At 38.2% G+C, this 22,741-nt stretch carries 24 protein-coding genes and 1 other RNA gene; 14 read left to right on the forward strand and 11 right to left on the reverse strand.

All coding sequences use genetic code 11. The annotated features are described in order from the left end of the window. Positions 1-2: 2 nt before the first annotated feature. Positions 3-2,537: a PBP1A family penicillin-binding protein gene (locus SFC47_RS11695; RefSeq protein ID WP_411254443.1), complete on the reverse strand. Its 2,535-nt coding sequence runs from the start codon at positions 2,535-2,537 to the stop codon at positions 3-5. A 42-nt stretch (positions 2,538-2,579) separates the two neighbouring features. Then, positions 2,580-3,191, reverse strand: coding sequence for a Holliday junction resolvase RecU (gene recU, locus SFC47_RS11700; RefSeq protein ID WP_411254444.1), 612 nt, complete (start codon positions 3,189-3,191; stop codon positions 2,580-2,582). 182 nt (positions 3,192-3,373) lie between these two features. Between recU and SFC47_RS11705 the strand changes: the two genes are divergently transcribed. The 3 genes from SFC47_RS11705 (at position 3,374) to SFC47_RS11715 (ending at position 5,559) form a co-directional block, all read left to right on the forward strand. Continuing rightward, the gene (locus SFC47_RS11705; RefSeq protein WP_411254445.1) at positions 3,374-4,348 is read left to right on the forward strand and encodes a DUF2515 family protein; all 975 of its coding nucleotides are present in this window, start codon (positions 3,374-3,376) and stop codon (positions 4,346-4,348) included. A 496-nt stretch (positions 4,349-4,844) separates the two neighbouring features. Then, positions 4,845-5,117 (forward strand): hypothetical protein, encoded by a 273-nt coding sequence (locus tag SFC47_RS11710; protein ID WP_411254577.1) that lies wholly within the window; start codon positions 4,845-4,847, stop codon positions 5,115-5,117. 85 nt (positions 5,118-5,202) lie between these two features. Next, entirely contained in the window at positions 5,203-5,559 is a 357-nt protein-coding gene (locus tag SFC47_RS11715; RefSeq protein WP_411254446.1) for a DUF1798 family protein, read from the forward strand. Positions 5,560-5,615: 56 nt separating this feature from the next. Here SFC47_RS11715 and yppF read toward each other — a convergent pair whose 3' ends face one another. After that, entirely contained in the window at positions 5,616-5,825 is a 210-nt protein-coding gene (yppF, locus tag SFC47_RS11720) for a YppF family protein (RefSeq protein ID WP_411254447.1), read from the reverse strand. A gap of 186 nt (positions 5,826-6,011) precedes the next feature. On the opposite strand from yppF, the gene SFC47_RS11725 reads away from it, so the two are divergent. Then, a complete protein-coding gene (locus SFC47_RS11725; protein WP_411254448.1) occupies positions 6,012-6,584 on the forward strand; it encodes a YppG family protein in 573 nt (190 codons plus the stop codon). Between the two features lie 83 nt (positions 6,585-6,667). Here the strand turns inward: SFC47_RS11725 and SFC47_RS11730 are convergent, their stop codons facing one another. Then, positions 6,668-7,150, reverse strand: coding sequence for an Hsp20/alpha crystallin family protein (locus SFC47_RS11730; RefSeq protein WP_411254449.1), 483 nt, complete (start codon positions 7,148-7,150; stop codon positions 6,668-6,670). Positions 7,151-7,340: 190 nt separating this feature from the next. Here SFC47_RS11730 and hcp point away from each other — a divergent pair, with 190 nt between their 5' ends. Continuing rightward, positions 7,341-8,639 (forward strand): hydroxylamine reductase, encoded by a 1,299-nt coding sequence (gene hcp, locus SFC47_RS11735; protein WP_411254450.1) that lies wholly within the window; start codon positions 7,341-7,343, stop codon positions 8,637-8,639. A gap of 306 nt (positions 8,640-8,945) precedes the next feature. Here the strand turns inward: hcp and SFC47_RS11740 are convergent, their stop codons facing one another. After that, positions 8,946-9,644 carry a Crp/Fnr family transcriptional regulator gene (locus SFC47_RS11740; RefSeq protein ID WP_411254451.1) on the reverse strand — a complete coding sequence of 233 codons (699 nt, stop codon included), beginning with the start codon at positions 9,642-9,644 and terminating at the stop codon, positions 8,946-8,948. Between the two features lie 122 nt (positions 9,645-9,766). Between SFC47_RS11740 and SFC47_RS11745 the strand changes: the two genes are divergently transcribed. From SFC47_RS11745 to SFC47_RS11780, 8 genes are all read left to right on the forward strand, one after another. Next, positions 9,767-12,043 (forward strand): DEAD/DEAH box helicase, encoded by a 2,277-nt coding sequence (locus SFC47_RS11745; RefSeq protein WP_411254452.1) that lies wholly within the window; start codon positions 9,767-9,769, stop codon positions 12,041-12,043. A gap of 17 nt (positions 12,044-12,060) precedes the next feature. Then, positions 12,061-13,314, forward strand: a complete 1,254-nt coding sequence (locus SFC47_RS11750; RefSeq protein ID WP_411254453.1) for a ribonuclease H-like domain-containing protein — start codon at positions 12,061-12,063, stop codon at positions 13,312-13,314. A gap of 436 nt (positions 13,315-13,750) precedes the next feature. After that, on the forward strand, positions 13,751-14,233 hold the full coding sequence (locus SFC47_RS11755; protein WP_411254454.1) for a CotD family spore coat protein: 483 nt from the start codon (positions 13,751-13,753) through the stop codon (positions 14,231-14,233). Between the two features lie 97 nt (positions 14,234-14,330). After that, positions 14,331-14,894 (forward strand): SLOG family protein, encoded by a 564-nt coding sequence (locus SFC47_RS11760; RefSeq protein ID WP_411254455.1) that lies wholly within the window; start codon positions 14,331-14,333, stop codon positions 14,892-14,894. A gap of 114 nt (positions 14,895-15,008) precedes the next feature. After that, a complete protein-coding gene (gene gpsB, locus SFC47_RS11765; RefSeq protein WP_411254456.1) occupies positions 15,009-15,311 on the forward strand; it encodes a cell division regulator GpsB in 303 nt (100 codons plus the stop codon). Positions 15,312-15,391: 80 nt separating this feature from the next. Beyond that, positions 15,392-15,786: RNase P RNA component class B (rnpB, locus tag SFC47_RS11770), an RNA gene on the forward strand. A 204-nt stretch (positions 15,787-15,990) separates the two neighbouring features. Further along, positions 15,991-17,133, forward strand: coding sequence for a THUMP domain-containing class I SAM-dependent RNA methyltransferase (locus SFC47_RS11775; protein ID WP_411254457.1), 1,143 nt, complete (start codon positions 15,991-15,993; stop codon positions 17,131-17,133). 68 nt (positions 17,134-17,201) lie between these two features. Further along, a complete protein-coding gene (locus SFC47_RS11780) occupies positions 17,202-19,127 on the forward strand; it encodes an ATP-dependent DNA helicase (protein ID WP_411254458.1) in 1,926 nt (641 codons plus the stop codon). Positions 19,128-19,160: 33 nt separating this feature from the next. Here the strand turns inward: SFC47_RS11780 and SFC47_RS11785 are convergent, their stop codons facing one another. The 6 genes from SFC47_RS11785 to SFC47_RS11810 form a co-directional block, all read right to left on the reverse strand. Continuing rightward, complete coding sequence (locus SFC47_RS11785; RefSeq protein WP_411254459.1) at positions 19,161-19,460, reverse strand: metal-sulfur cluster assembly factor; 300 nt, start codon at positions 19,458-19,460, stop codon at positions 19,161-19,163. Between the two features lie 13 nt (positions 19,461-19,473). Then, the gene (locus SFC47_RS11790) at positions 19,474-20,718 is read right to left on the reverse strand and encodes a hypothetical protein (RefSeq protein ID WP_411254460.1); all 1,245 of its coding nucleotides are present in this window, start codon (positions 20,716-20,718) and stop codon (positions 19,474-19,476) included. 14 nt (positions 20,719-20,732) lie between these two features. After that, complete coding sequence (locus SFC47_RS11795; protein WP_411254461.1) at positions 20,733-20,939, reverse strand: DUF2249 domain-containing protein; 207 nt, start codon at positions 20,937-20,939, stop codon at positions 20,733-20,735. A 24-nt stretch (positions 20,940-20,963) separates the two neighbouring features. Next, entirely contained in the window at positions 20,964-21,197 is a 234-nt protein-coding gene (locus SFC47_RS11800; protein ID WP_411254462.1) for a DUF2249 domain-containing protein, read from the reverse strand. Positions 21,198-21,220: 23 nt separating this feature from the next. After that, complete coding sequence (locus SFC47_RS11805) at positions 21,221-21,916, reverse strand: Crp/Fnr family transcriptional regulator (RefSeq protein WP_411254463.1); 696 nt, start codon at positions 21,914-21,916, stop codon at positions 21,221-21,223. A 134-nt stretch (positions 21,917-22,050) separates the two neighbouring features. Beyond that, positions 22,051-22,200: a hypothetical protein gene (locus SFC47_RS11810; RefSeq protein WP_411254464.1), complete on the reverse strand. Its 150-nt coding sequence runs from the start codon at positions 22,198-22,200 to the stop codon at positions 22,051-22,053. Between the two features lie 125 nt (positions 22,201-22,325). On the opposite strand from SFC47_RS11810, the gene SFC47_RS11815 reads away from it, so the two are divergent. Further along, the gene (locus SFC47_RS11815; protein WP_411254465.1) at positions 22,326-22,559 is read left to right on the forward strand and encodes a DUF2249 domain-containing protein; all 234 of its coding nucleotides are present in this window, start codon (positions 22,326-22,328) and stop codon (positions 22,557-22,559) included. The last annotated feature ends 182 nt before the right edge of the window (positions 22,560-22,741 follow it).

A 22,741-nucleotide genomic window follows, 5' to 3' on the forward strand; every position in this document is an offset into this window, starting at 1 on the left:
TTTTAATTTCCTCTTCCTCTGCCTGAGTTATTGCCATTTCCGTTTCCATTTCCATTATCATTTCCGTCTCCTGGACTTGTGGTTCCGGGCTCATTCCCATCACCTTCACCTTCTGGATCCCCATCGCCTTCACCATCACCATTTCCGTTACCATTACCTTCATTGCCTTCGTTTTGCTGCGGTAAAGGGATATCAACTGTAGTTGAGGCTGGGTCACTTCTCTTGCCATCAATAATAGCAACGATACTAATACTATACTTCGTGCCAGGTATCGGATTTTGAAGTGTCACTACTTTTTCTGTCACTTTCGAAGTATTTGGTGTTACACCATCAGAAATCGTAATTTCAAATTCAACCCCCGCATTCCCTGGATTATTGTAATCCCATGTTAGTGTGACTTCATTCTTTTCTGCATTATAGATCGCTTTCGGGTTACTAGGGGCGCTGATTTTGTTATATTTCTCTGAAACCTTTTTAGGTGCATGACCTTTTACAGCATACTCCACAATAACCTGACTATCAGGTGTAAATTCGCTTGCCAATGCAGGCGGTTTAGAACCTTTTTCCACTCTAACCTTCTGCACGCTATCTGGAACAGGGAAGTCAGGTGTCTCAATATCCTTCGAAACATATGCCATTAGATTCTTAAAGATTAACTGGGCGATCTTTTGATCCGCACCTGATTGTATAGGTGTTTTACGACTCGAATAACCAGTCCAAACAGACGCAGTATAGTTTGTTGTATAACCCGCAAACCAGGCATCAGGTACTACCCGGCTGCTTGTAATATTCCACTTTGTCATTTCATCCTGAGTATAGTTTGTCGTACCAGTTTTCCCTGCTATTGGAAGTCCGGGAACTCTAGCTGTTGTCCCAGTACCAGGTGAAACCATAACGCTTTTTAACATATCGGTAATCATGAAAGCAGTAGAATCCTTCATAACCAGCTTTGATTCTGGTGCAGTGTCAAGGACTGTCCCATCTCTAAGCTCAATTTTTTTCACGGCATAAGGCTTTGTATACATTCCGTTATTTCCAAATGCACTGTAGGCTCCGGCCATTTCCAGAGGCGAAACTCCAACTGTTTTTCCTCCAAAACCGCCAATTGCATACGATTCAAATATTTCTTTCAGCGGTATACCTAGATTAACTGCAAATTCTTTTGCTTCTTCTAAACCAACCTGCTGAAGCGCCTGAACTGCAGGTGTATTTCTTGATAACTGTAAGGCTGTACGCATTGAAATTGGACCCATGTATTTGTCATCCCAGTTGCCAAACTCTTGACCTGTAGAATACTTTATTGGTTTATCATCAATTGTTTGATACGTGCCCCAGTTGAGATATTCAATGGCTGGTGCATAATCAAGCACAGGTTTAATGGTCGACCCAGGCTGGCGCTGGGTGTCAATTGCATAGTTAAAACCGCGTTTAACTTCTTGGTTTCTTCCGCCGCCAATGGCACGGATTTCACCTGTTTTGGTATCTATCAGGGCTATCCCTGCTTGAAACTCTGCATCCGGATAGTTAATCACTTCATCCGTATTAAGAATAGTATTCACATACAATTGTGCGTTCTTATCAACGGTAGTATGAATTGTTAACCCATCGGAGAAAATATCAAAATCTCCTTGGTCTTCCACTTCATCTATAACAGCGTCAACAAATGAATCAAAAGGCTTTTCATCTCTAACTCTTTCCTCGTCTTTAACCAAAGAGGCTGTTACGGGAACACTTTTTGCTTCTTCCATTTGTTCTTTCGTGATATATCCATGCTGTTCCATCAACATTAATACAATATTACGTCTCTTTTCGGCTAAGTCAGGGTGGTTAAATGGGTTATAATTATTAGGACTTTGCGGCATCCCAGCCAGCTGTGCAGCTTCTGGAAGGGTAAGATCCTTTAATTCCTTGCCATAATATATTTTTGCAGCTGTCGCGAGTCCATGACTATTTTCTGATACAAAAACTTTATTTACATACATTTCAAAAATTTGATGCTTCGTATATTTTTGTTCTAACTGGTAGGCCATCCATGCTTCCTGAACCTTTCGCTTCAAGGTTTTTTCAGGAGTTAAGAATGAATTCTTGATAACCTGCTGTGTAATCGTACTTGCTCCTTCAGAGCCGAATCCCTCTCTGAAATTGGCCACAACTGCTCCAGCCAAGCGTATTGGGTCCAGTCCATGGTGTTTATAGAACCTGACATCTTCCACGGCTAAAACAGCATCTTCAAGAAGTTTTGGTATATCCTTGTAATTTACATATTCACGGTTTACTGAACCAACTTCAGCAATCAGTTCGCCATCTTTATCTAAAACTTTAGAGGAGATGGGGTCTTTTAATAATTTCGGATCAAGTTTAGGAGTATCCTTTACTAAATAAGCAAAAGTTCCAACGCCAGCCAAAATACCAACAATGCCAAGGGCAACGAGAATTAGAAAAACTTTTTTAAAAATGCTGCTTGGTTTTTTCTTCGCTTTTTGTTTACCTTTAGACTGTTGGAGTTTTTTTCGGCGCTCCTCTCTCGATTCTGCCATGATAAAATTCCTTCCTTTCATACTTCAAACATTTTCTTTTATTTAGAAATGAAAAAGAGTATCGATTATTTTAATATAGTCAATTCTGGGTTGAAATCCAAGCGGAATAAAAACTCCTTTTTGCTCGATTTCTTCCTTTGTAATTGATTTTCTTCCCCCATTTTTCATTCTTTCCCAAAAAGATAATAAGTGTTTAGCTTCTAGTAAATAAACTTGTTCAAACGTGGAAAACCTGAGGATAACAAAACAAATTCCCCCTTGTGAAACCACTTCCTGCATATGATCAATTTGATGCTGATGAAAATTCTTAAGTGGAAACGAGGTTGTATTAGCTGTTTCCTTTGCCTCAAAATCAATATATTTACCTTTATATACCCCGTTATAGTCAGTAGTCGAAGCTTGTTTAAAATAGGCCTCTTTGATAACGGCTGCACTTCTTTTGGGGTAATCCACCTGCACAATTTGAACGGGTGTTGGTTTTTTGTGAATGACAGCAATTTTTCTTGAACGGTAATATTCATTTGTATCGTTCAAATCATCCTCGAGGGTCATTCCTCTATTACTAAATGAGTGATTACTTGGCTTCTTTACTTTTGCTGCTGTTTCATATTCTTTTGGGACATACCTTTTTCCGTTTGGATAATTTACATTCATGATAAGCACCTCTCAAGCTATTACTTATCATATCAAATCTCATCAGTATAGGGTGTATAAAATTATCAGGTAAACGCACGCTAATAAAAATAATGTACCTTGACTCTATATAAAAAGCATGATTCTTTTTACATAAAAATTTAAATCTCAAAAACTACCTATATTGAAAGTTGTTGGTGAATATGAATCATCTTACAATACATGAGATAGAGACCATCAGTCAAATGAAAGCTGAAACCGACAAAAAGAATCTTGATAATATTTCAAGAACGGATGCTTATTTTTCTTATTTTAAAAAGAACCCCGATATTATTTGGTCATTCCTAGCCAGCATGGTATCAAGGAATGGCGGGTGGAATATGTGTGATTTAGGAGGGCATGTCTTTCAAGAAATACTAGAGCCTAAAACACGGAAAGAACTATTTCTGACATTTGAACGAGCCAATTGGTTAATTTTCCACGATGTTTACCCTCAATTACTGGTCTATCAATATTCGACGAAAATCAAGCGCCCAATGTTTCATCTTCTGCCATACTTCGAATGTTCTGAATTTATTCGCAGGGAGTGGGAGCTGTACTGGAAGGAAGGTAATCGGGAACGCCTCACTATTTCATTAATAATAAATGAACAGAATGTTATTCATACACCTGTTATTCAGCATCCAGTATATAAAGAGCGCGTTTTTCAATCGTGGATTTTTAATATTCAGGATTGGCTGCATTTTAGCTGCGTGCTTTTTCCTACATGTGGAGGAGAACTATATGGTGCCAGTGTAAATGGTTTTAAATCCCTATCAAAAAGGATTAATCTCGGAAAAAGGTTAGCAAGAATTCTGACGCATCCTCGGCTTTTCCCCTTGTTTTTCGAGTTTGCTGATAAAACTCCACATACGGGGTCTAGAGATGATTATGAACAATATTTTAAGACAAAAACGAATCGAAATACACCGATATTAAGAGCAACCTTTCCCATTATTGAACATAAACATTATGAATATGAGGATTGGAGCAAGAATCGGATGATTTCCCCAGCCTGGCTCCATTTTAAAGCAAGACATCGTCATCCTATTCATTTGACAGACTGGTATTTTGAAAAATCAAATCAGCTCGATCTAATGCTGGCGTTACATAGACAATCGCATATGAAAAAAATATAAAAAGCAAGGCGGAAGCCTTGCTCTGATTTACAGGTTCTATGAGAATTGTCTAGCTGCAGCGCCTAGGGGCTCGGGGTCATAAGCCAATCTGTCAAGAAGGTTAAAAAGCAACCTTCATGCCAGATCGTCTTATGCCTGTCGCCCCAAGGAAAAATTGAACTGCATTTTTCCCTGAACGAGGCGCTTCCGCTTTTCTCTATTCAGCAGGACGATTAGGTCCTTCCAGCTTTTTATCGCCATAGCCAACTTTATTTTCTACTTGTGATGCGCCGGATTTTTTGTTTTGTTTCTTTTTTGACATTATCAACACCTCCAATTTTAGCTTGTTCGATTTTCCATTTTTCATGCGGAAATGAGACAGTGTCGAAAGGATAGGTAATATATGCCAAATAGGCACTTTCTTTGACGAAACGCTACTAGTTTTGTCAGGCTGGAAGGAAGCGATAAAAAGAAAGAGAATAGTACAGTATATAAACGCGAGGAGGTTCTTAATTTGATGAATTCGTCATTGCCAGAAAAGGAAAAGCTGCTTTCTATGCTGACAGAGATATATGATCAATTGGAAGAATTGGAGATTGTTCTAGAAGCATCTTTCTCTGACCATCGCAGGCAGATGAACCATGAAGAGCAAAAAAAATTATTAGAACCGGTTCATAGACTCTCAATGCTTGAAATGGAATTAGATAAGATACATCCGCCATCCCACGGATCTGCTGCAGGCCAAAACAGTCCAATAACCAGAGCACTAAAACTTGAAATGGGCTTTTAATAACCGATAGAATAGGAATAGATTACACTTAAGTAGCTTTTTAAAAAGCTGCTTTTTATTTTGCAAAAGAGAGGAAATATTGGCAATGTCTGAAGAAGTTCTCCAATTAACCAAAAAGCTGTTACACTATAACACATTATTTATAAGATACTTTGAGGAAGCTAGGGAGAAAGGGACCACTCCTGATTTTCATGAGGTAATCAAGCCGTTTGCCAATGAAGTTAAGATTGCTGCAAGTGAATGGTGTACTCTAATGAAGAGCTGGTTAACCAATAACCCGCAAAAGCACCTGCATCTAAAACAAATTAATACCACTTTTGAACATTTGGAACAATTATCCATTCAGGCCTTTTTCCCGAAAACAAGTCGAGCAAGATTTTTAAATGCACATCGAACAGTAGAATTTTTTCTGCTGGAAGTCGTAAAGGAACTAGAAAAATAAAGAGATGCAGTCATTGCATCTCTTTATAGCTTGTCTAGCTGTAATTTATTATTAATTTATGAGTTTTCGATGAGGGAGTCTTCTTTATAATCGTCTGGAATTACTGCACCCTGCGATTCGAGCTCACGTACGAGAAGACGGTATTCTTTAATGTTAATCTCGTTGTGAATATAAGCTTTCTTAGCAAAATCCATTAATGCATTTACATCATCAGTGTTGTAATCCCGACTTTGATTAAATTTGCTTTTAAGTGAGCGAATGTCCATATGTAATTCCTCCTTCATCATTTTTTTAATAGTAACATGAAAAAAAAGGATTCCTAGTTTTTAAAATATTTAAACTTTAGACAAAATTCCCCTCATTTTGACATTGAAAACTATTCGTAAATATGCACCCATCCTATCCATTGAACATAGTTTGTAGTAATGAAAACGCGGAGGAGATGTTTGCCCATGTTTGGTAAAAATAGATCAAATTATAATATAAACCATGGATACTCGGGGCAAATGAATTACGGGAGATCCATCCATCCTGCCTATTTTCAGGGCGGACACCGTAATCAGCCATATCAAAATCAACAAGGACACAGCATGGAATGGTACCCATATCAACAGCCCAATCCATACTATCAAGGCGCTTATCAACAATCCTACTCTCAATCTTACTCACCCTATGATGTACCTTTCCAACCTGCTGGAATGCCTCAACAAACGCACAATACATCAGGACAATACCCTCCTAAAGACGCTCAATTTCTTTTTCAGAATCCACTGCAGCCTAAAGAGGAAATGTGGCCAAATCAATATTCTCAGCAAATGAATGGTTATCCAGTAATGAACCCTTATCCAAAACCAAATGGAATGCTTAAACAGCCAGGGGGGATTCAATCACTCATGAATTCTTTTAAATCCCAAGATGGAACGGTTGACGTCAATAAAATGGTGAATACCGCCGGACAAATGGTTAATGCCGTAACACAAGTTTCATCACTAGTAAAAGGTCTTGGAGGCATATTCAAGGCATAAAAAGCAAAAAGACGGCTCAGAAAGCCGTCTTTTTTTTGAAGTTTTGTCGAAAAATATTTGAGTTTTTTCGTTTCCCCGTATTACTAATCTTCAATATCAATCGTTTTTCCTCTAACCAATGGAATGGTAACTGTCAGTAATCCATCACGATAGGAAGCTTTAACCATTTTTTCATTAACAACTACCGGTAATGAAATGGTTCGGGATAGCCTTCCGTGTGAAACCCTTTTTTGGAAAATATGATTGTTAAGATCTTCTTTTGTTTCACTTTCATTATTTTCAATCGAGATTGTTAATTGATTGGGTAAAATGTTTAATCGAATTTGTTCTTTCTTAACCCCTGGCAGCTCGGCTGTAACAATATACTTATCCTCTGTTTCCCGTACCTGAATAGGAAAAGCACCACCAGGAAACGGACTGCTGAAAAATTCATCAATGGATTGCAGAAATCCCTTTACCGGTTTTTCGTGAACTAAGTCATTCATCGTTCTAAAAAAGTCTCGAAACTGCTCGGGCTTAATTTTTTTATTATTATTTTGGTCACTAGGAGGCATGGATGACATCATACTTTCCCTCTCTTTCCAAATTTTCTCACCATATCATATGCGTTAGGCTAATGAATGTGCCCTGACATAATTTCGAGATAAATTTATGAACCTTTTATTACAACTCTTTTTATGGTGATATTTATCACATGAAAATTTTTCTAGCATTTGTATTCTGAGTTAGTAAATTAAGAGAAAGCGAGGGACAAACATGTTCTGTAATCAATGTGAACAAACTCCTGCCGGAGGTTGTACAATAATAGGTGTTTGTGGAAAAGATGAAACGATTTCAAGTTTGCAGGATACCATTATTTATGGATTAAAAGGAATTGCTGCTTACCGGACACATGCCAATCAGCTGGGATATACTGATCCATTTGTAGATTCAACCACACACGAAGCACTTTATATGACATTAACAAACTCTAACTTCAATGTAGAAGAGCATATTGAAATGGCGATGAAGGTAGGAAAGGCTGCTGTTCGAGTAATGGAAATGCTCGATGAGGCCCATACAAAGCGACTCGGCATTCCCGAGCCCATTCGTGTAAGTCAGAATAAAATTGAAGGAAAGTCTATTGTAGTATCCGGTCATAACCTGTTTGCACTCGAAGAATTATTAAAGCAGACAGAAGGAAAGGGGATCAACATTTATACCCATTCCGAGATGCTGCCAGCCCATGGCTATCCAGCATTAAAAAAATATGCACATCTTAAAGGAAATATTGGAAGAGCTTGGTATGACCAGCGCCGTTTATTTGAAAAATTCCCTGGAGCGATACTGGCAACAACAAATTGTGTCATGCCAATTAAAGGTACATATAGTGATAGAATGTTCAGCTATGAAATTACGGGCTTAGAAAATGTTCAAAAGATTATTAATGATGATTTTTCACCTTTAATAGAGAGAGCGCTTGAGCTTCCAGAAGCAGATATTCATTCAGACGAAACCCTGCTCACAGGTTTCCATCATGAAACTGTTCTTGGCTTAGCACCTGAAGTGATTGAGGCTGTAAAGGCAGGGAAGATTAAGCGATTCTTTGTCATAGCAGGATGTGATGCACCTGGACAAGGCGGGGAGTACTACCGTGAACTGGCTGTCTCATTGCCGCCTGAAACGGTTATTTTGACAACCTCTTGTGGCAAATTCCGCTTTAACGATGTGGATTACGGAGTCGTTCCTGGAACAAACATCCCGCGTTATATTGACCTTGGACAATGTAATAATTCTGGGTCAACGGTTAAGATCGCAATGGCCCTTGCAGATGCATTTGGCTGTGAAATCAATGAGCTTCCGGTAAGCATTGTCCTTTCATGGTTTGAGCAAAAGGCAGTTGCTATTCTTTTAGGATTATTCAGCCTTGGAATCCAAGATATTCGTATTGGACCAAAACCTCCTGAGTTCATTTCGGAAGGTGTACTGGAGGTTTTAAAAGACACATTTAATTTAAAATTAATTGGTACAGCACAAGAAGACATGGCGGAGATGCTTCAGTTATCCAAAGCTTAATCAATATTAAAACCGCAGCCATTTAAAAGCTGCGGTTTTAATATTGGCTCTGTTGATTTTCGTGTGGGTTGAGTATTAATAGGCGGAGAGTTTCCGGCTATTTATCTAGATAAAGCTTTTAAAGCAAATATAAGCGGAGAAATTCCGGTTAACTGCTAAAAATATGACAAAATCCAAGGATTTGGGAACAATAAGCGGAAAAACTCCGTTTATTGTAAAGAAAATATGGGTATTTTCCAAAATAAACGGAAATATTCCGCTTATTTTCTAAACACAGGGAAATCAAGATTTAGCTTAACACAGCATTTAAATCAAATTAATTTCGGAAAGCAGGACATCGATATCGATGACCATATTGCCACGGTCATCCACTTCAATTAACTCGTCCTTTTTCATTTTTGTAAGTGTTCTGCTGATTGTTTCACGAGTTGTTCCGATCATACTGGCTAGATCCCGGTTAGTAAATTCTGATTTGAGCAGAATTGTCCCGTCCTCAAGTTCCTTCCCATGCTTTTGACCAAGGCGAATAAGGAGCTTGATTATTTGTTCATATGTATTATTAAGAATTTGTTCTTCTAAGCGGTTTTGTAAATCAACAATCTTTTCACCGAGTACTTTAAATACTTTAATACTAAGTTCTGGATACTCAATAAGCACACCTTCAAATTTTGAAATGGGTACTGCAATTAACGTTGATGCCTCAAGGACTTCAGCGTAAGCAGGATAACTCCCTTTTCTAAAGAAACCTACATGAGGGAACATTTCCCCTTTTTTCATAATGGCAACAATTTGTTCTTTTCCATGAATATCACTTTTATATACTTTGATTTTTCCATCATAAATAAAGTAAACATTTTCTAAAGGATCGCCTTGAAGAAAAACATGACTTTGCTTCTTCCATTCTCTAGCAATGGATATATTGGCAATCTTTGTTAATTCATAGTCATCTAATTCCTTAAAAAGCATGAACTCAGAAAGCACCTTCTTAATATCTTCGATTCTCATGCCCTACCTCCACAGACTTAGTAAAATACCTTATACTATTGTAACAGACAAACAAATAATAATTAATATTCTTTTTTTACGAACGTTCATTCGCTATAATGAGAAGTAATGAGGTGATCCAAATGAGATTAAGAAAAGATCTGCAGGAAATTCTTGTTGATTTAAAAATAAATGATCATTTTAAAGAAAATATAGTTACATGGAAGACTCTCGAATCAAAGGATGCAAAAACGGTTTCGCTTCCAGAGCACCTTCATAAAGCATTAGAAGATTCATTGAAGAGTAAGGGAATAGATAACCTTTATACACATCAAAAAAGTGCTTATGAGAATATCATGGCCGGAAAAAGTATTGTCGCTGTTACACCAACAGCTTCTGGAAAAACTCTATGTTATAATCTTCCAGTTTTACAAAGTATTTTATCAAACCCTAATGCAAGGGCACTTTATATGTTTCCTACAAAGGCTCTTGCACAGGATCAAAAGAGCGAGATTAATGAAATTATTCAGGCAGGCGGCATAGATGTTAATAGTTATACCTATGACGGTGATACCCCGGCGAATATCCGTCAAAAAGTCCGTAAGGCAGGTCATGTTGTTATAACCAATCCAGATATGCTCCACTCTGCCATTCTTCCACATCATACCAAATGGGTTTCACTCTTTGAAAATCTCAAATTTGTTGTGATTGATGAGCTTCATACGTATCGTGGTGTATTTGGCAGCCATGTTGCCAATGTGATTCGCAGGCTAAAACGAATTTGCCGTTACTATGGCAGTAATCCAGTTTTTATTTGCACATCCGCAACAATTGCCAATCCGCTAGAACTGGCTGAAAAGTTAACAGAAGAAAAAATGGTCCTAATTGATAATAATGGAGCACCCAGCGGCACCAAACATTTTCTATTCTATAACCCGCCGATTGTAAACAAGCCGTTAAATATTAGGCGCAGTGCAACACTCGAAGTTCGGAAAATTGCAGGGGAATTATTGAAAAATAAGATCCAAACTATTGTCTTTGCTAGAAGCAGGGTTCGAGTTGAAATTATCTTAACCTATCTGCAGGAATTAGTAAAAAATCAATTAGGACCCAAATCTATTATGGGATATCGCGGTGGCTATCTGCCTACAGAGCGAAGAAAAATTGAAAAGGGCCTTCGATCTGGGGAAATATATGGAGTTGTCAGTACCAATGCACTTGAATTAGGAGTTGATATTGGACAACTGCAGGTTTGTATCATGACAGGGTATCCTGGAACAATCTCTAGTGCATGGCAGCAGGCAGGGAGAGCTGGAAGAAGACATGGGGAAGCGCTGGTTATTATGGTTGCGAGTTCTAGTCCGCTGGATCAATATATCATTCAGAATCCTGAATATTTTTTTAATAAAAGCCCAGAGACGGCAAGGATTAATCCGGATAATTTAATTATTTTAATTGACCATATGAAATGTGCGGCATTCGAGCTCCCTTTTAAAGCGGGTGAGCAGTTTGGGGATGTAGGAACGGAGGAACTGCTTGAATATCTAACTGAGGAACGTCTGCTGTACCAGAACGGTGATAAATGGTATTGGATGAACGATTCTTTCCCAGCTCATAATATTAGTTTGCGTTCTGCTTCCCAGGAAAATGTCATCATTGTGGACCAATCAGATGTTGCAAATGTGAAAGTAATCGGTGAAATGGATCGTTTTTCAGCAATGACCCTGCTCCATGATGAAGCCATTTATCTTCATCAAGGAACTCAATTTCAGGTGGAAAAGCTTGATTGGGATGAAAAAAAGGCATTTGTCCGGGAAGTGGATGTTGATTATTTTACAGATGCAAATCTAGCTGTTCAATTAAAGGTCTTAGAAGAAGACAAACTTAAATCCATGGAATATGCAGAAGTTGGATATGGGGATGTGAGTGTCCGGGCAATGGCAACCATTTTTAAGAAAATCAAATTCGAGACTCATGAAAATATCGGTTCCGGCCCGATACACCTCCCTGAAGAGGAGCTCCATACGAGTGCGGCTTGGATTTCATTAAATAAATCGTTCCGAGAAATGGGACAGGAGCGATTAGAGCAGGGACTTGTTGGAACAGCTCATGCATTAAATCATATTGCACCATTATTTGTCATGGCAGATCCACAGGATATTCATGTGATTCCACAGGTAAAAGCAGACCATAATGAGAAACCAACAATCTTCTTTTATGATCGTTATCCCGGCGGCATTGGATTAAGTGAGAAAATTCATTCTGGAATGTCAGAGGTCTTTTCGGAAACGAAAAAGATGATTGAAAATTGTAAGTGCCAATCTGGCTGCCCATCATGTATAGGAACGGATACTGTGGGTGAGACAGCAAAAAGTGATACATTAAAAATAATTGAAGCTTTTATAAATCCTTCCAATTAAAACAAGGAAGTGCTGAAATGTCATTGAAAAATAAATTAAATCGTTTAAAACCTCATTTATCAGGAGGAGGACCAGCAACCAATCACACTCCTGCTAAAGAGTCTGCAAACATTGAGATACCTTTCCTCTCAAAATGGGAAAATGAAAATGTAACCCCATATTTGTTGGACCAAGATTACTGTCTAATACGGGAAGTAACATATCCGTTAACCCAAAAACATGGTCATTACCATTTTCAAGATTTTCTTACCGCTGTTGATATCTGGAATAGGCGGCCCATCAGCCATCCTTTATCAGCCGAAGGGCATCATGCACATGAATTATTCTTTTTTGACACGGAAACGACAGGACTCGGCGGCGGAGCGGGGAATACCATCTTTTTACTCGGATACGCAAGTGTAATCGGTGAAAATCTTGTTTTAAGGCAGCATATTCTTCCGCATCCAGGTGCTGAAGTTCCTTTATACAAAAGCTTTCTGGAAAAGGTAAATTATAAAACGTTAGTTACCTATAATGGAAAATCCTTTGATTGGCCGCAGGTAAAAACCAGGCATACCCTTGTAAGGGATCATGTTCCAAGGCTTCCCTCCTTTGGACATTTTGATTTATTCCATGCAGCAAGAAGACTTTGGAAGCATAAATTGGACCGGCTTAAACTTTCGGTAGTCGAAAAAGAAGTCTTAGGCGTAGAACGGCAAGATGATATTCCAGGTTATTTGGCACCGATGATTTATTTTGATTTCATTGAAAGTAAACAACCGGACGGGATGCTTGGAATCATGAAACACAATGAAATTGATATTTTGTCACTAGTTACGTTATATACCCATCTTACTTTTCAACTTTGCGGGAGGGACACCAGCCGAACACGTAAAGAGTCTTTTGAAGTGGGCAGGTGGTATGCTTCACTTGGGGAAAAGAATGAAGCTAAAAAGGTATTAACGAAGCTTGTGGAAGGCAGTGATCTTACATCATTACAGGCAAAGCTTACATTAGCCTATCAGTTTAAAAAAGAGCAGGACTGGGAGAGCAGTTTACCATTATTTATTGAAGCAGCTGAAGCAGGAAATGCTCAGTTTAGTTTTGATGCATGTGTAGAAGCTTCAAAAATATATGAGCATAAATTAAAAGATTACAAGCTTGCCTTAGATTATTGCCTTCTGGCTGAAGAATTATTAGGAAATACAAAGGCATCAATCCAAAAAATTCTAGTGCAGCTTGAGATTAGGCGGAACCGTTTGGAGGGGAAAATCGCTAAATTTTCCAGGTGAAGCCATTGTTCGTTAAACCTCGATTATTTGTAACAAAAAATTCATATTTAAACACCAAAATAATCGTAATCTCTTATTGTTTCTTATAGTTGAAAGTTGTAAAATATTAAACTGTGAGTAAAAAACGACTATAAAACAATAAATGAGGTAGATACGATGTATAAAGCAATTTTGTATTTATTTTTTGTTGTCGTTTGTTTGACTGCAGTACTTTTTTCAAGTTTAAAAGATAACTTATATTCAATGCTATAAAAAGGGAAAGTGCACTGCGAAATACAGGCACTTATCACGATTGTATCAGCTAGACAGTTGTCTAAGTGAAGTTAATCTTAATTAGAAATATGAAAAATAGGTATTTTCATTAGTACAAGAAATACTCTCCTGACATAGGCTGTTAATGTAAACAGAATATAATCATTTGAAGGGAGAGCTTATATTGTATCTTGGAACTAATTTTGCGCCGCCAGTCATTCATCCGACTAAACAAATAGTAAACCACACTTTCTCAACAACCGTGGTTCCGCATATTCATCCAACACATACAACAACGATTAATCATCATATGTTCCAGCATAAACACTATTGTCCTCAAACAGCTTCTTGTGCACAAGATTGTTGTCACCAACACATTAACTGCTGTAAAGGTGGTATGCCGGCACCTGCACCAACAGCTGTTGCTGGAGCACAGAGTAATGTATTACCTGCTGGAAATAACATGCCGCCTAACATGGGACCAGGCATGATGGGACCAGGAATGGGACCAGGCATGGCTCCAGGAATGGGACCAGGCATGGCTCCAGGAATGGGACCAGGCATGGCTCCAGGAATGGGACCGGGTATGGCTCCAGGAATGGGACCAGGTATGGCGCCAGGAATGGCACCAGGCCAATTCCCACGACCTCGCCGGTTTTTTGGATAATACCTTTTAACAAGGACACCTTTGTCCTTGTTTTTTTTATTTTTTTTGATATGTTAATAAAAAAGACAGTATTCATCTGCCAATAAGGAGACAAACCTTGAGTAAAGTATTAGCCGTATCAGGTTACAAACCATTTGAATTAGGAATATTTAAAAATGACCATCCTTCTGTTCATTATATAAAGGAAGCCATCAAGAAAGCATTATTTCCAATGCTTGAAGACGGTTTAGAATGGGTTATAATCAGCGGGCAGCTGGGTATGGAGCTATGGGCTGCAGAAGTAATCTTTGAGCTTAAATCGGATTTTCCAGATATAAAGCTTGCGGTAATTACCCCATTTTTGGAGCAAGAGGCTGCTTGGAGTGATAACAACAAAGAATGGTATAAATCAATCTTGGCACAAGCGGATTTCATAGATTCTGTCACTAAGAAAAAGTATGAAAAACCGTGGCAGTTTCGGTTGAAAAATCAATTTTTTATTGAAAAGAGTGACGCCCTCCTCCTTTTTTATGATCATGAAAAAGAAGGAAGCCCAAAATACATATACGAAATGGCAGTGCAATATCAAAATAAACATCCGTACCCTATCCACCTGATTACATTCTACGACCTGCAAGTAATCGTCGAAGAAGAACAAGAACTGCAGCGTTCAGATTTTTAAAAGTAATGATTAACCCTGCTGCCTTATATATTATAAGAAAGAAAAATTGACAAAATCGCTTATTTTTGAAAAAATAATAGGTAATGATTGGCGAATGACTTGAGGTGAAATAGTATGGTGACCGATAAAGTGAAACTAACCGCTAAGGATATTTTAGAAAAAGAATTCAAGACCGGTGTAAGAGGCTATAAGCAAGAAGATGTTGATAAATATTTGGATTTAATCATCAAGGATTATGAAACATTTCAACAGGAAATAGAAGACCTGCAGCAGGAAAATCTCCGATTACGAAAGCAGCTTGAAGAAGCCTCTAGAAGGCAGCCCGTAACACAGCCTGCAGGAACAACGAACTTTGATATCTTAAAACGTTTATCAAATCTTGAAAAGCATGTATTTGGTAATAAGCTTTACGATTAACAGATTGTACCCTGATTTCCAAATTAGTACCATTGCTTATTAATTAACAAATGCATATAATAATAAGGTATTCATTAATTACGTTCGGGTAATCGCTGCAAGAAGCTTATGCATTCTTGTAGAGGAAAGTCCATGCTCGCACGAGCTGAGATGCTCGTAGTGTTCGTGCCTAGTGAATTCATAAGCTAGGGCAGCCTGAATAAGGCTGACGGCCGGGAAAATACCTAAGTCCTTCGGGATATGGTATGAATACCTATAAAAGTGCCACAGTGACGGAGCCTTTTCAGAAATGAAAAGGGTGGAACGCGGTAAACCCCACGAGCGAGAAACCCAAATAATGGTAGGGGCACTTTCTCTGAGGAATTGAACAAGGAGAAGGACAGATTCCTAGTAATCTGTAGATAGATGATTACCACCTAAGTACGAGGCGTTTACGCCGTTTGTAGTACTCTGGTACAGAACATGGCTTACAGAACGTTATTAATGTAGTTAAAGTTAATGGTATGCGACTCTCCTATGAGGAGGGTCTTTTTACTTTTAGGATTCATAACGAAATCATGTTGATGAGAGCTCCAAACTAAAGGCTTTTGCATGGGCTTACTGATTTTGGTCTATAATGGTATGATAGACAAGCATTTAAACATACATAATAAGGGAAAAGTTAAAAGGTGGACGAAGCATGGGAAAATATCAATTAATTGCAACAGCCGCAATGGGTCTGGAAGCATTAGTAGCAAAAGAAGTGCGCGCTCTTGGTTATGAGTGTGAGGTGGAAAATGGCAAGGTAACTTACAGTGGTGATGAAAGCGCAATTGCCCGCAGTAATATGTGGCTTCGGACTGCTGACAGAGTGAAAATAAAAGTCGGTGAATTTAAAGCATATACCTTTGATGAGTTATTTGAGAAAACTAAAAGCCTGCCTTGGGAAAAGTATCTTCCTGAAGATGCTGAGTTTCCTGTAACCGGAAAGTCAGTGAAATCAAAGCTATTTAGTGTCTCAGATTGTCAAGCTATCGTAAAAAAAGCGGTTGTAGACCGAATGAAAAGCTATTACAAGCGGACTTCATGGTTTGAGGAGACAGGAGCTTATTTCCGGATTGAAGTGGCGTTGTTAAAGGATGTTGCCACGATCACCATAGATACAAGCGGCCAAGGATTACATAAACGAGGATACCGTGTTGACCAAGGGGAAGCTCCGTTAAAGGAAACCCTTGCTGCAGCACTGGTTCAGCTGACTAATTGGAAGCCCGATAAACCATTTATCGATCCTTTCTGCGGCTCTGGTACTATACCCATTGAAGCGGCGATGATTGGTCAAAATATTGCACCAGGCTTTAACCGTGAATTTGTTTCAGAAAAATGGAATTGGATTCCTGGGAATGTATGGGATCAGGTACGAACTGAAGCGGAGGACTTAGCAAATTATGACCAGCCATTGGATATTATGGGGACAGATATTGACCATCGAATGATCAAAATCGCTCAGGAAAATTCCTTTGAAGCAGGTCTTGGTGACCTGATTCAATATAAACAAATGCAAGTAAGAGATATTACCACCGCCAAAGAGTATGGCGTGATTGTTGGAAATCCCCCATATGGAGAAAGACTCGGTGAGAAAAAAGCTGTTGAGCAAATGTACAAGGAAATGGGACAGGCCTTTAGTAAACTTGACACCTGGTCCATTTATATCATGACTTCTAATGAAGAATTTGAGCAATTTTATGGGAAGCCGGCTACGAAAAAGCGTAAGCTGTTTAACGGTTTTATCCGCACGGATCTTTATCAATATTGGGGAAAAAGACCGCCCCGTTCAAGTGAATAATATGAGATACAACAATTGGAGCCTGCCAAATAAGGCTCCATTTCATTCGTTTTAAGGAGGGGTAGTATATGCAAGAGCGGATTCCATTTGTCGTTTCTAAAACAGAATCCTTTTATGACAAGCTAAGTGAATGGATTGGTGACTTATTTTATGATGTTTTACCCGAAGCAGGGTTTGAATTACGTGATGAACAAATCTTTATGGCCTTTCAACTGGAGAAAGCATTTAAAGATAAAAAAATAATGTTTGCTGAAGCAGGTGTTGGGACAGGAAAAACAATTGTTTACCTGCTGTATGCCATTATGTACGCTCGATATACAAATAGACCGGCAATCATTGCGTGTGCCGATGAAACATTAATTGAACAGCTCGTTAAAAAAGAAGGTGACATAGCTAAGCTTGAAAAAGTGCTAGGACTAAATATTGATGTTCGATTAGCAAAATCGAGGGACCAATACCTTTGTTTAAAAAAGCTCGATTATGTTCGTCATGAAGACTTTAACGATGATATAGCGGGAATCTACGAAGACTTACCTGATTTTGTCCATAGTGATGGCTCCATGCAAAAGTTTGAAAGATACGGTGACCGCAGGGATTATCCTTCCTTGTCAGATGAATCTTGGGGGAAAATTAACTGGGATATGGTTCAGGATTGCTTCTCATGCGAAAAAAGACACCGGTGCGGCCTGACCTTAAATCGTGATTTTTACAGACATGCACACGACTTAATCATTTGCTCTCATGACTTTTATATGGAGCACATCTGGACAAAGGAGTCTCGAAAGAGGGAGGGGCAGCTGCCGTTATTGCCTGAGCATTCTTCTGTAGTCTTCGATGAGGGGCATTTACTCGAATATGCGGCTCAAAAAGCACTTAGCTATCGTTTCACTGATTCTACATTAGAGACCTTACTAACAAGACTGATGGAAAATGAAGTGCGTGAAAAAACCCTGTATACCATTGAAGAAGCACTCCTGGACAATGATAAATTCTTTAGTGCAATCTCTAAGTATTCGGCTCCATCAGAAGGATCGGAAAAACAAATGATCACCATGAATCCGTCTTTAATCCAATACGGTACCAGGCTGCTAAATAGGCTCCAAGCTATTGAAGAAGAGCTTGTCTTTGAGAGTGAATTGTATGTAATAAATGAATATGATCTGAAAATCGTTGAGGAATATTTGGAGCAAATCACTTACTCGTTATCGCTGTTCCTTAAGGAAACAAATGGGATTACGTGGTATGAGGAAAAGGGATATGAACGGACACTTGTTATCATGCCTAAAATGGTGGAAGAAGTCATGAGGGACGAAGTGTTCGTACAGAAGAAACCGTTTATCTTTTCATCTGCGACATTATCGAATCAAAAGAATTTTGACTATATTGCCAATAGCCTTGGCATTAAAGAGTTCTTATCCTTCTCTGTGGAATCACCTTTTGATTACCAGGAAAAAATGGCCGTTTTTATGCCGAAATTTAATCATAACAGGTTAGAGGCTAAAATTGACTATTGTATAAACAAGATTGTTCAATCCGAGGGCAGAGCACTTATTCTGCTCAATAATCAAAATGAATTAATGAGTCTTAAACAAAGGCTTTCGGGAAGTGTTCCTTACCCAGTGTATTTTGAGGGTGATGAAGAAATCAGCACTCTCGTTTCAAAGTTTCAAAACGAAGAACATGCAATTCTTTGCACGATTCATTTGTGGGAAGGATTAGATATTCCAGGAAGATCATTAGAAAATGTATTGATTTTTTCCCTGCCATTTCCTCCAAATGATCCAGTGTTTACGGCAAAGAGGAATGGTGTGGCTAACCCCTTTGAAGAGGTTGATTTACCTTATATGCTGCTTCGGCTGCGACAAGGCATTGGCCGGTTGATTAGAAGTGAAAATGATCAAGGCAGTGTTCATATCATGCTGGATGAAGACATTGATTCACTATTATTGCAGAAAATAAAAGATGTTCTCCCTACAGAAGCAGTTGAAGTATAGTAAAAAAGGTCAGCACATTTGCTGACCTTTTTCTTATCTTCCTAGTAATCGAAGTCCTTCCGGAGTCATCTTCTCAGGAGACCATGCAGGTTCCCAGACAAGTTGAACATCAACGTTTCTAGTTTCTTCTATACCTTGAACAGCGTAGCGAACGCCTGATGTAATACTATCATGAAGAGGACATCCAGGTGTTGTTAACGTCATCGTAACATCTACATCGCATTCCTCTGAAACTTCGACATTATAAATTAACCCTAGGTCAACAACATTTATATTTAATTCTGGATCATATACACTCTTTAGCACTTCTATTACTTTAGCTTTTAAGCTCATCCTAAACACCTCGCTATTTTTTTAAAACGCTCAGAATACTTAACGCAATGATGATAAATACAATCGATAGAATACTTTGTCCTAGATTAAAGAGTAAAATGGATTTAAAAATGATAGAAACAAATACAAGTACCACGGATACTATAAATAAGGTAAAAAGGGGAACAACAATCTTTTCATTCATCATATCTTTTAAAGAAGGTACGGATTTCCTCCCAATTTCCTTGCTGTACTTAAACGTCCACCATAAGAAGGGAACAATTTTGTATAAGTATCCCGTAATGCTAAGAACAATCCAGAGCATTAAGTATAGATATATCAACGGTCCGATAAGAGTTGAAAATTGCTTACTCCATAAAGCGATGAAGGCAGCCAAGTGAATAATGTTTCCGAGAACGATAGCAATAATTGAAAATGAAAATGGCTTATCAAGCTTTTTCTTTAACCTCTTTTTAATGATAATGGAGATATGCCAGCTAAAGATTGAGAATCCAGCAAGAAGTAAGAAAAATCCAGCTTTTAGCAAAATGTCATTATTACTAAAAAATGAAAGCAGCGTAATCACCAAACCAGAAATGTATATTCCATATACATATCGTGCTTGAACCATTGGAAATCCGTGTGATAAAGAAAACATCGGAACCATTTTATAAGAAAAACCGAAAATCAATAGGGTAAACCATCCTGTAACCCCCATTAATAAATGGCTTTTAAAGATAGCCTGATAGTATCCAGCACCAAAACCAGTTTGAAGAGAATAAATTAATGTGATTCCTAAGAATATCGTCAAGAATAAACAAACCAGTGCACTGCCGACAAAAGCTGTCAGGATATTTGGCTTTGCCTGTTTTCTTAATGTCATAACCATCTGAAATAAAAACATTAGAATCCCAAGAAGCATTAGAATGCCAGGAATGAAAGCATCTTGTGGCGAGACATACAGCATCCAGGAGAACGATGTAATTCCAAGTGCAGTAACAATAAATTGGATGAACCCAAATTTTTCATTCCAAATCTTTGTTAAAAAAGCTACTGGAACTAGCTGATACATGGCTCCCATCGCAACCATAAGTGCCCAGCCCAGGATGAGTAAATGGGCACTAGACCAGATAGCAGGGATTCGGAAACTGCCATTTACAAGCATTTGTCCATTTACTAACACCAATATTTGTGATGCGACAAGGGCAATTAAACTGAAAATGATGAATGAAATTGGAAGTTTAATATTGGTTTCATTGCCCATAGATTGAGGTAGCATTCTTTTTCACCTTCTTAGCGGAAGATTTCAATTTTAAAACTTCCGTCGTTTTGTGGTTCTGTACGCTGTTTGTACCCAAGTTCCTCCAGCTGCTCATAAAGGAACATGGGTCTTCTATCATTAATAATCGTTAATACCTCACCTTGTTCTAATTTTTCTAAGGCACTAAGAGTTCTTATCATCGGCTGCGGCGGTTCTAAACCTCGATTATCAAGTATCATAGTCGATCACCTTTCTTTTTTTAATTAGGCATTCTTAGTGAAGGTAACTTTCCAATGCTTTGTTTCGATTTCCTCTGCCTCATGAGTAAAACCTTTTGCTTTTAACACTGCAAACAAAGGTACAGGCTTGAAAGGGGCATGGAGAATAAATATATCATTCTCGTTCACTTCTTTAATTGCTTCCATAATTTTTTGGAAAGGTTCAATTTTATTTTTTAAATCTTCCCTGACATCCAGCTCAATAATCTTTTGTTCCATTCTAAACAGCTCCTTATATGTTTTTAATAGAATAATTCCTGCTCCAGCGCCTTCCGGTCGATTAAGTAGAGTCCATCTTCTCGCTGGTTAATGTAATTTTTCTTTTTTAAATGGTTAATCGTTCTGCTGACGGTTTCTCTTGAGGTGCCAATCATATTAGCAAGCTCACGATTTGTGAATTGTGTTGTCAACTGATACCTGGTGCTGCCAATTTGTTCCCCATTTGACTGACAAAGTCTAATAAGAAGTAATACGATTTGCTCAAATGTGTTATGGAGGACCTGTGCTTCTAATCTGCCTTGAAGGTCGACGATTTTCTCTCCTAATACCTTAAAAAGCTTTATACAGAGCTCCGGGTAGGAAATAAGCGTCTCCTCAAATTTGTCAATCGGAATGACTATTAGATTTGCTTCTTCTAAAACCTCTGCATGTGCTGGAAAGTTTCCATCTCGAAAGAACCCAGCATGTGGAAACATCTCACCAGGTTCGAGTACTGAAACAATTTGTTCCTTCCCAGAGAAATCGGTCTTATAGATTTTGATTTTTCCAGAATGGATAAAGAATACCCGGTCAAGTGGATCTTCCTGCATAAAGACATACATCTTCGGTTTATAAAAGCGAGTCAATGCAATATTTATGAATGGCGCAAGCTCTTCATCCGATAATTCTTTGAATAGAGGGACATCTGATAATCTTTTTTTTATGTCCTCATGTTTCATTAACATCACCTTCGTATTAGTAATTCTTAATTACCTTCATTTTAGCAGTGATTGAATAACAATTATGTGACCTCCATCATAGATAGCAAATTTCTCGTGAAAATAATTCTCAATAAAAAAAAGATCCGCAAGTTTTAATCTTGCGGATCTTCGTCAGGGGCGGGTTTGTCGTAACAATCGAAGCAATACATTTTTCGATCATCAGATTGAACACCGTTAAAAAAACCGTCTAAACAAAAAATTTCTTTTGAGCAAGCCGTACAATAGCCTACCAGCTCTTTCATTCTATCGATCTCCTTTCTGTAACTATTAGCAAAATCATCCTATAGGTGTGATGGTTAGCACTATGGAGAGAATACAAATTTCTTATACTAAAAAAGAAGTCAGCAAATAAAAGGAGTGAAAATGAATGCAAACATATGCAACGATTATTCATGTACCAGATTATCCGCCGCGTGAAAAACATTCAACGATATTTAAAGGCTTTGACGAATTAAAATCTGGAGAATTCATGCAAATTGTGAACGACCATGACCCTAGACCCCTTCAGTATCAGTTTATGATGGAAAGACCTGAACAATTTACTTGGGAATACGACGAGCAAGGTCCGGAAGTCTGGAAAGTAACAATCGGTAAGAAGTAATCGGACAGCTCTTATAATTGATTGAACTGATTTACCTCTCTTCAACATTTTACTTAACTTTTTTATTTTTTTGAGGAAACATCTTCTTTCCCTAAATTTCATTTTACAACAGAATTTATTTTCTGTTGTTTTTTTTATCCTTAGATTTTCAGAAAAATATGATAAAATACATATGGTTAGTA

The sequence above is a fragment of the Neobacillus niacini genome (assembly GCF_046591715.1).
Taxonomy (GTDB): domain Bacteria; phylum Bacillota; class Bacilli; order Bacillales; family Cytobacillaceae; genus Neobacillus; species Neobacillus niacini_L.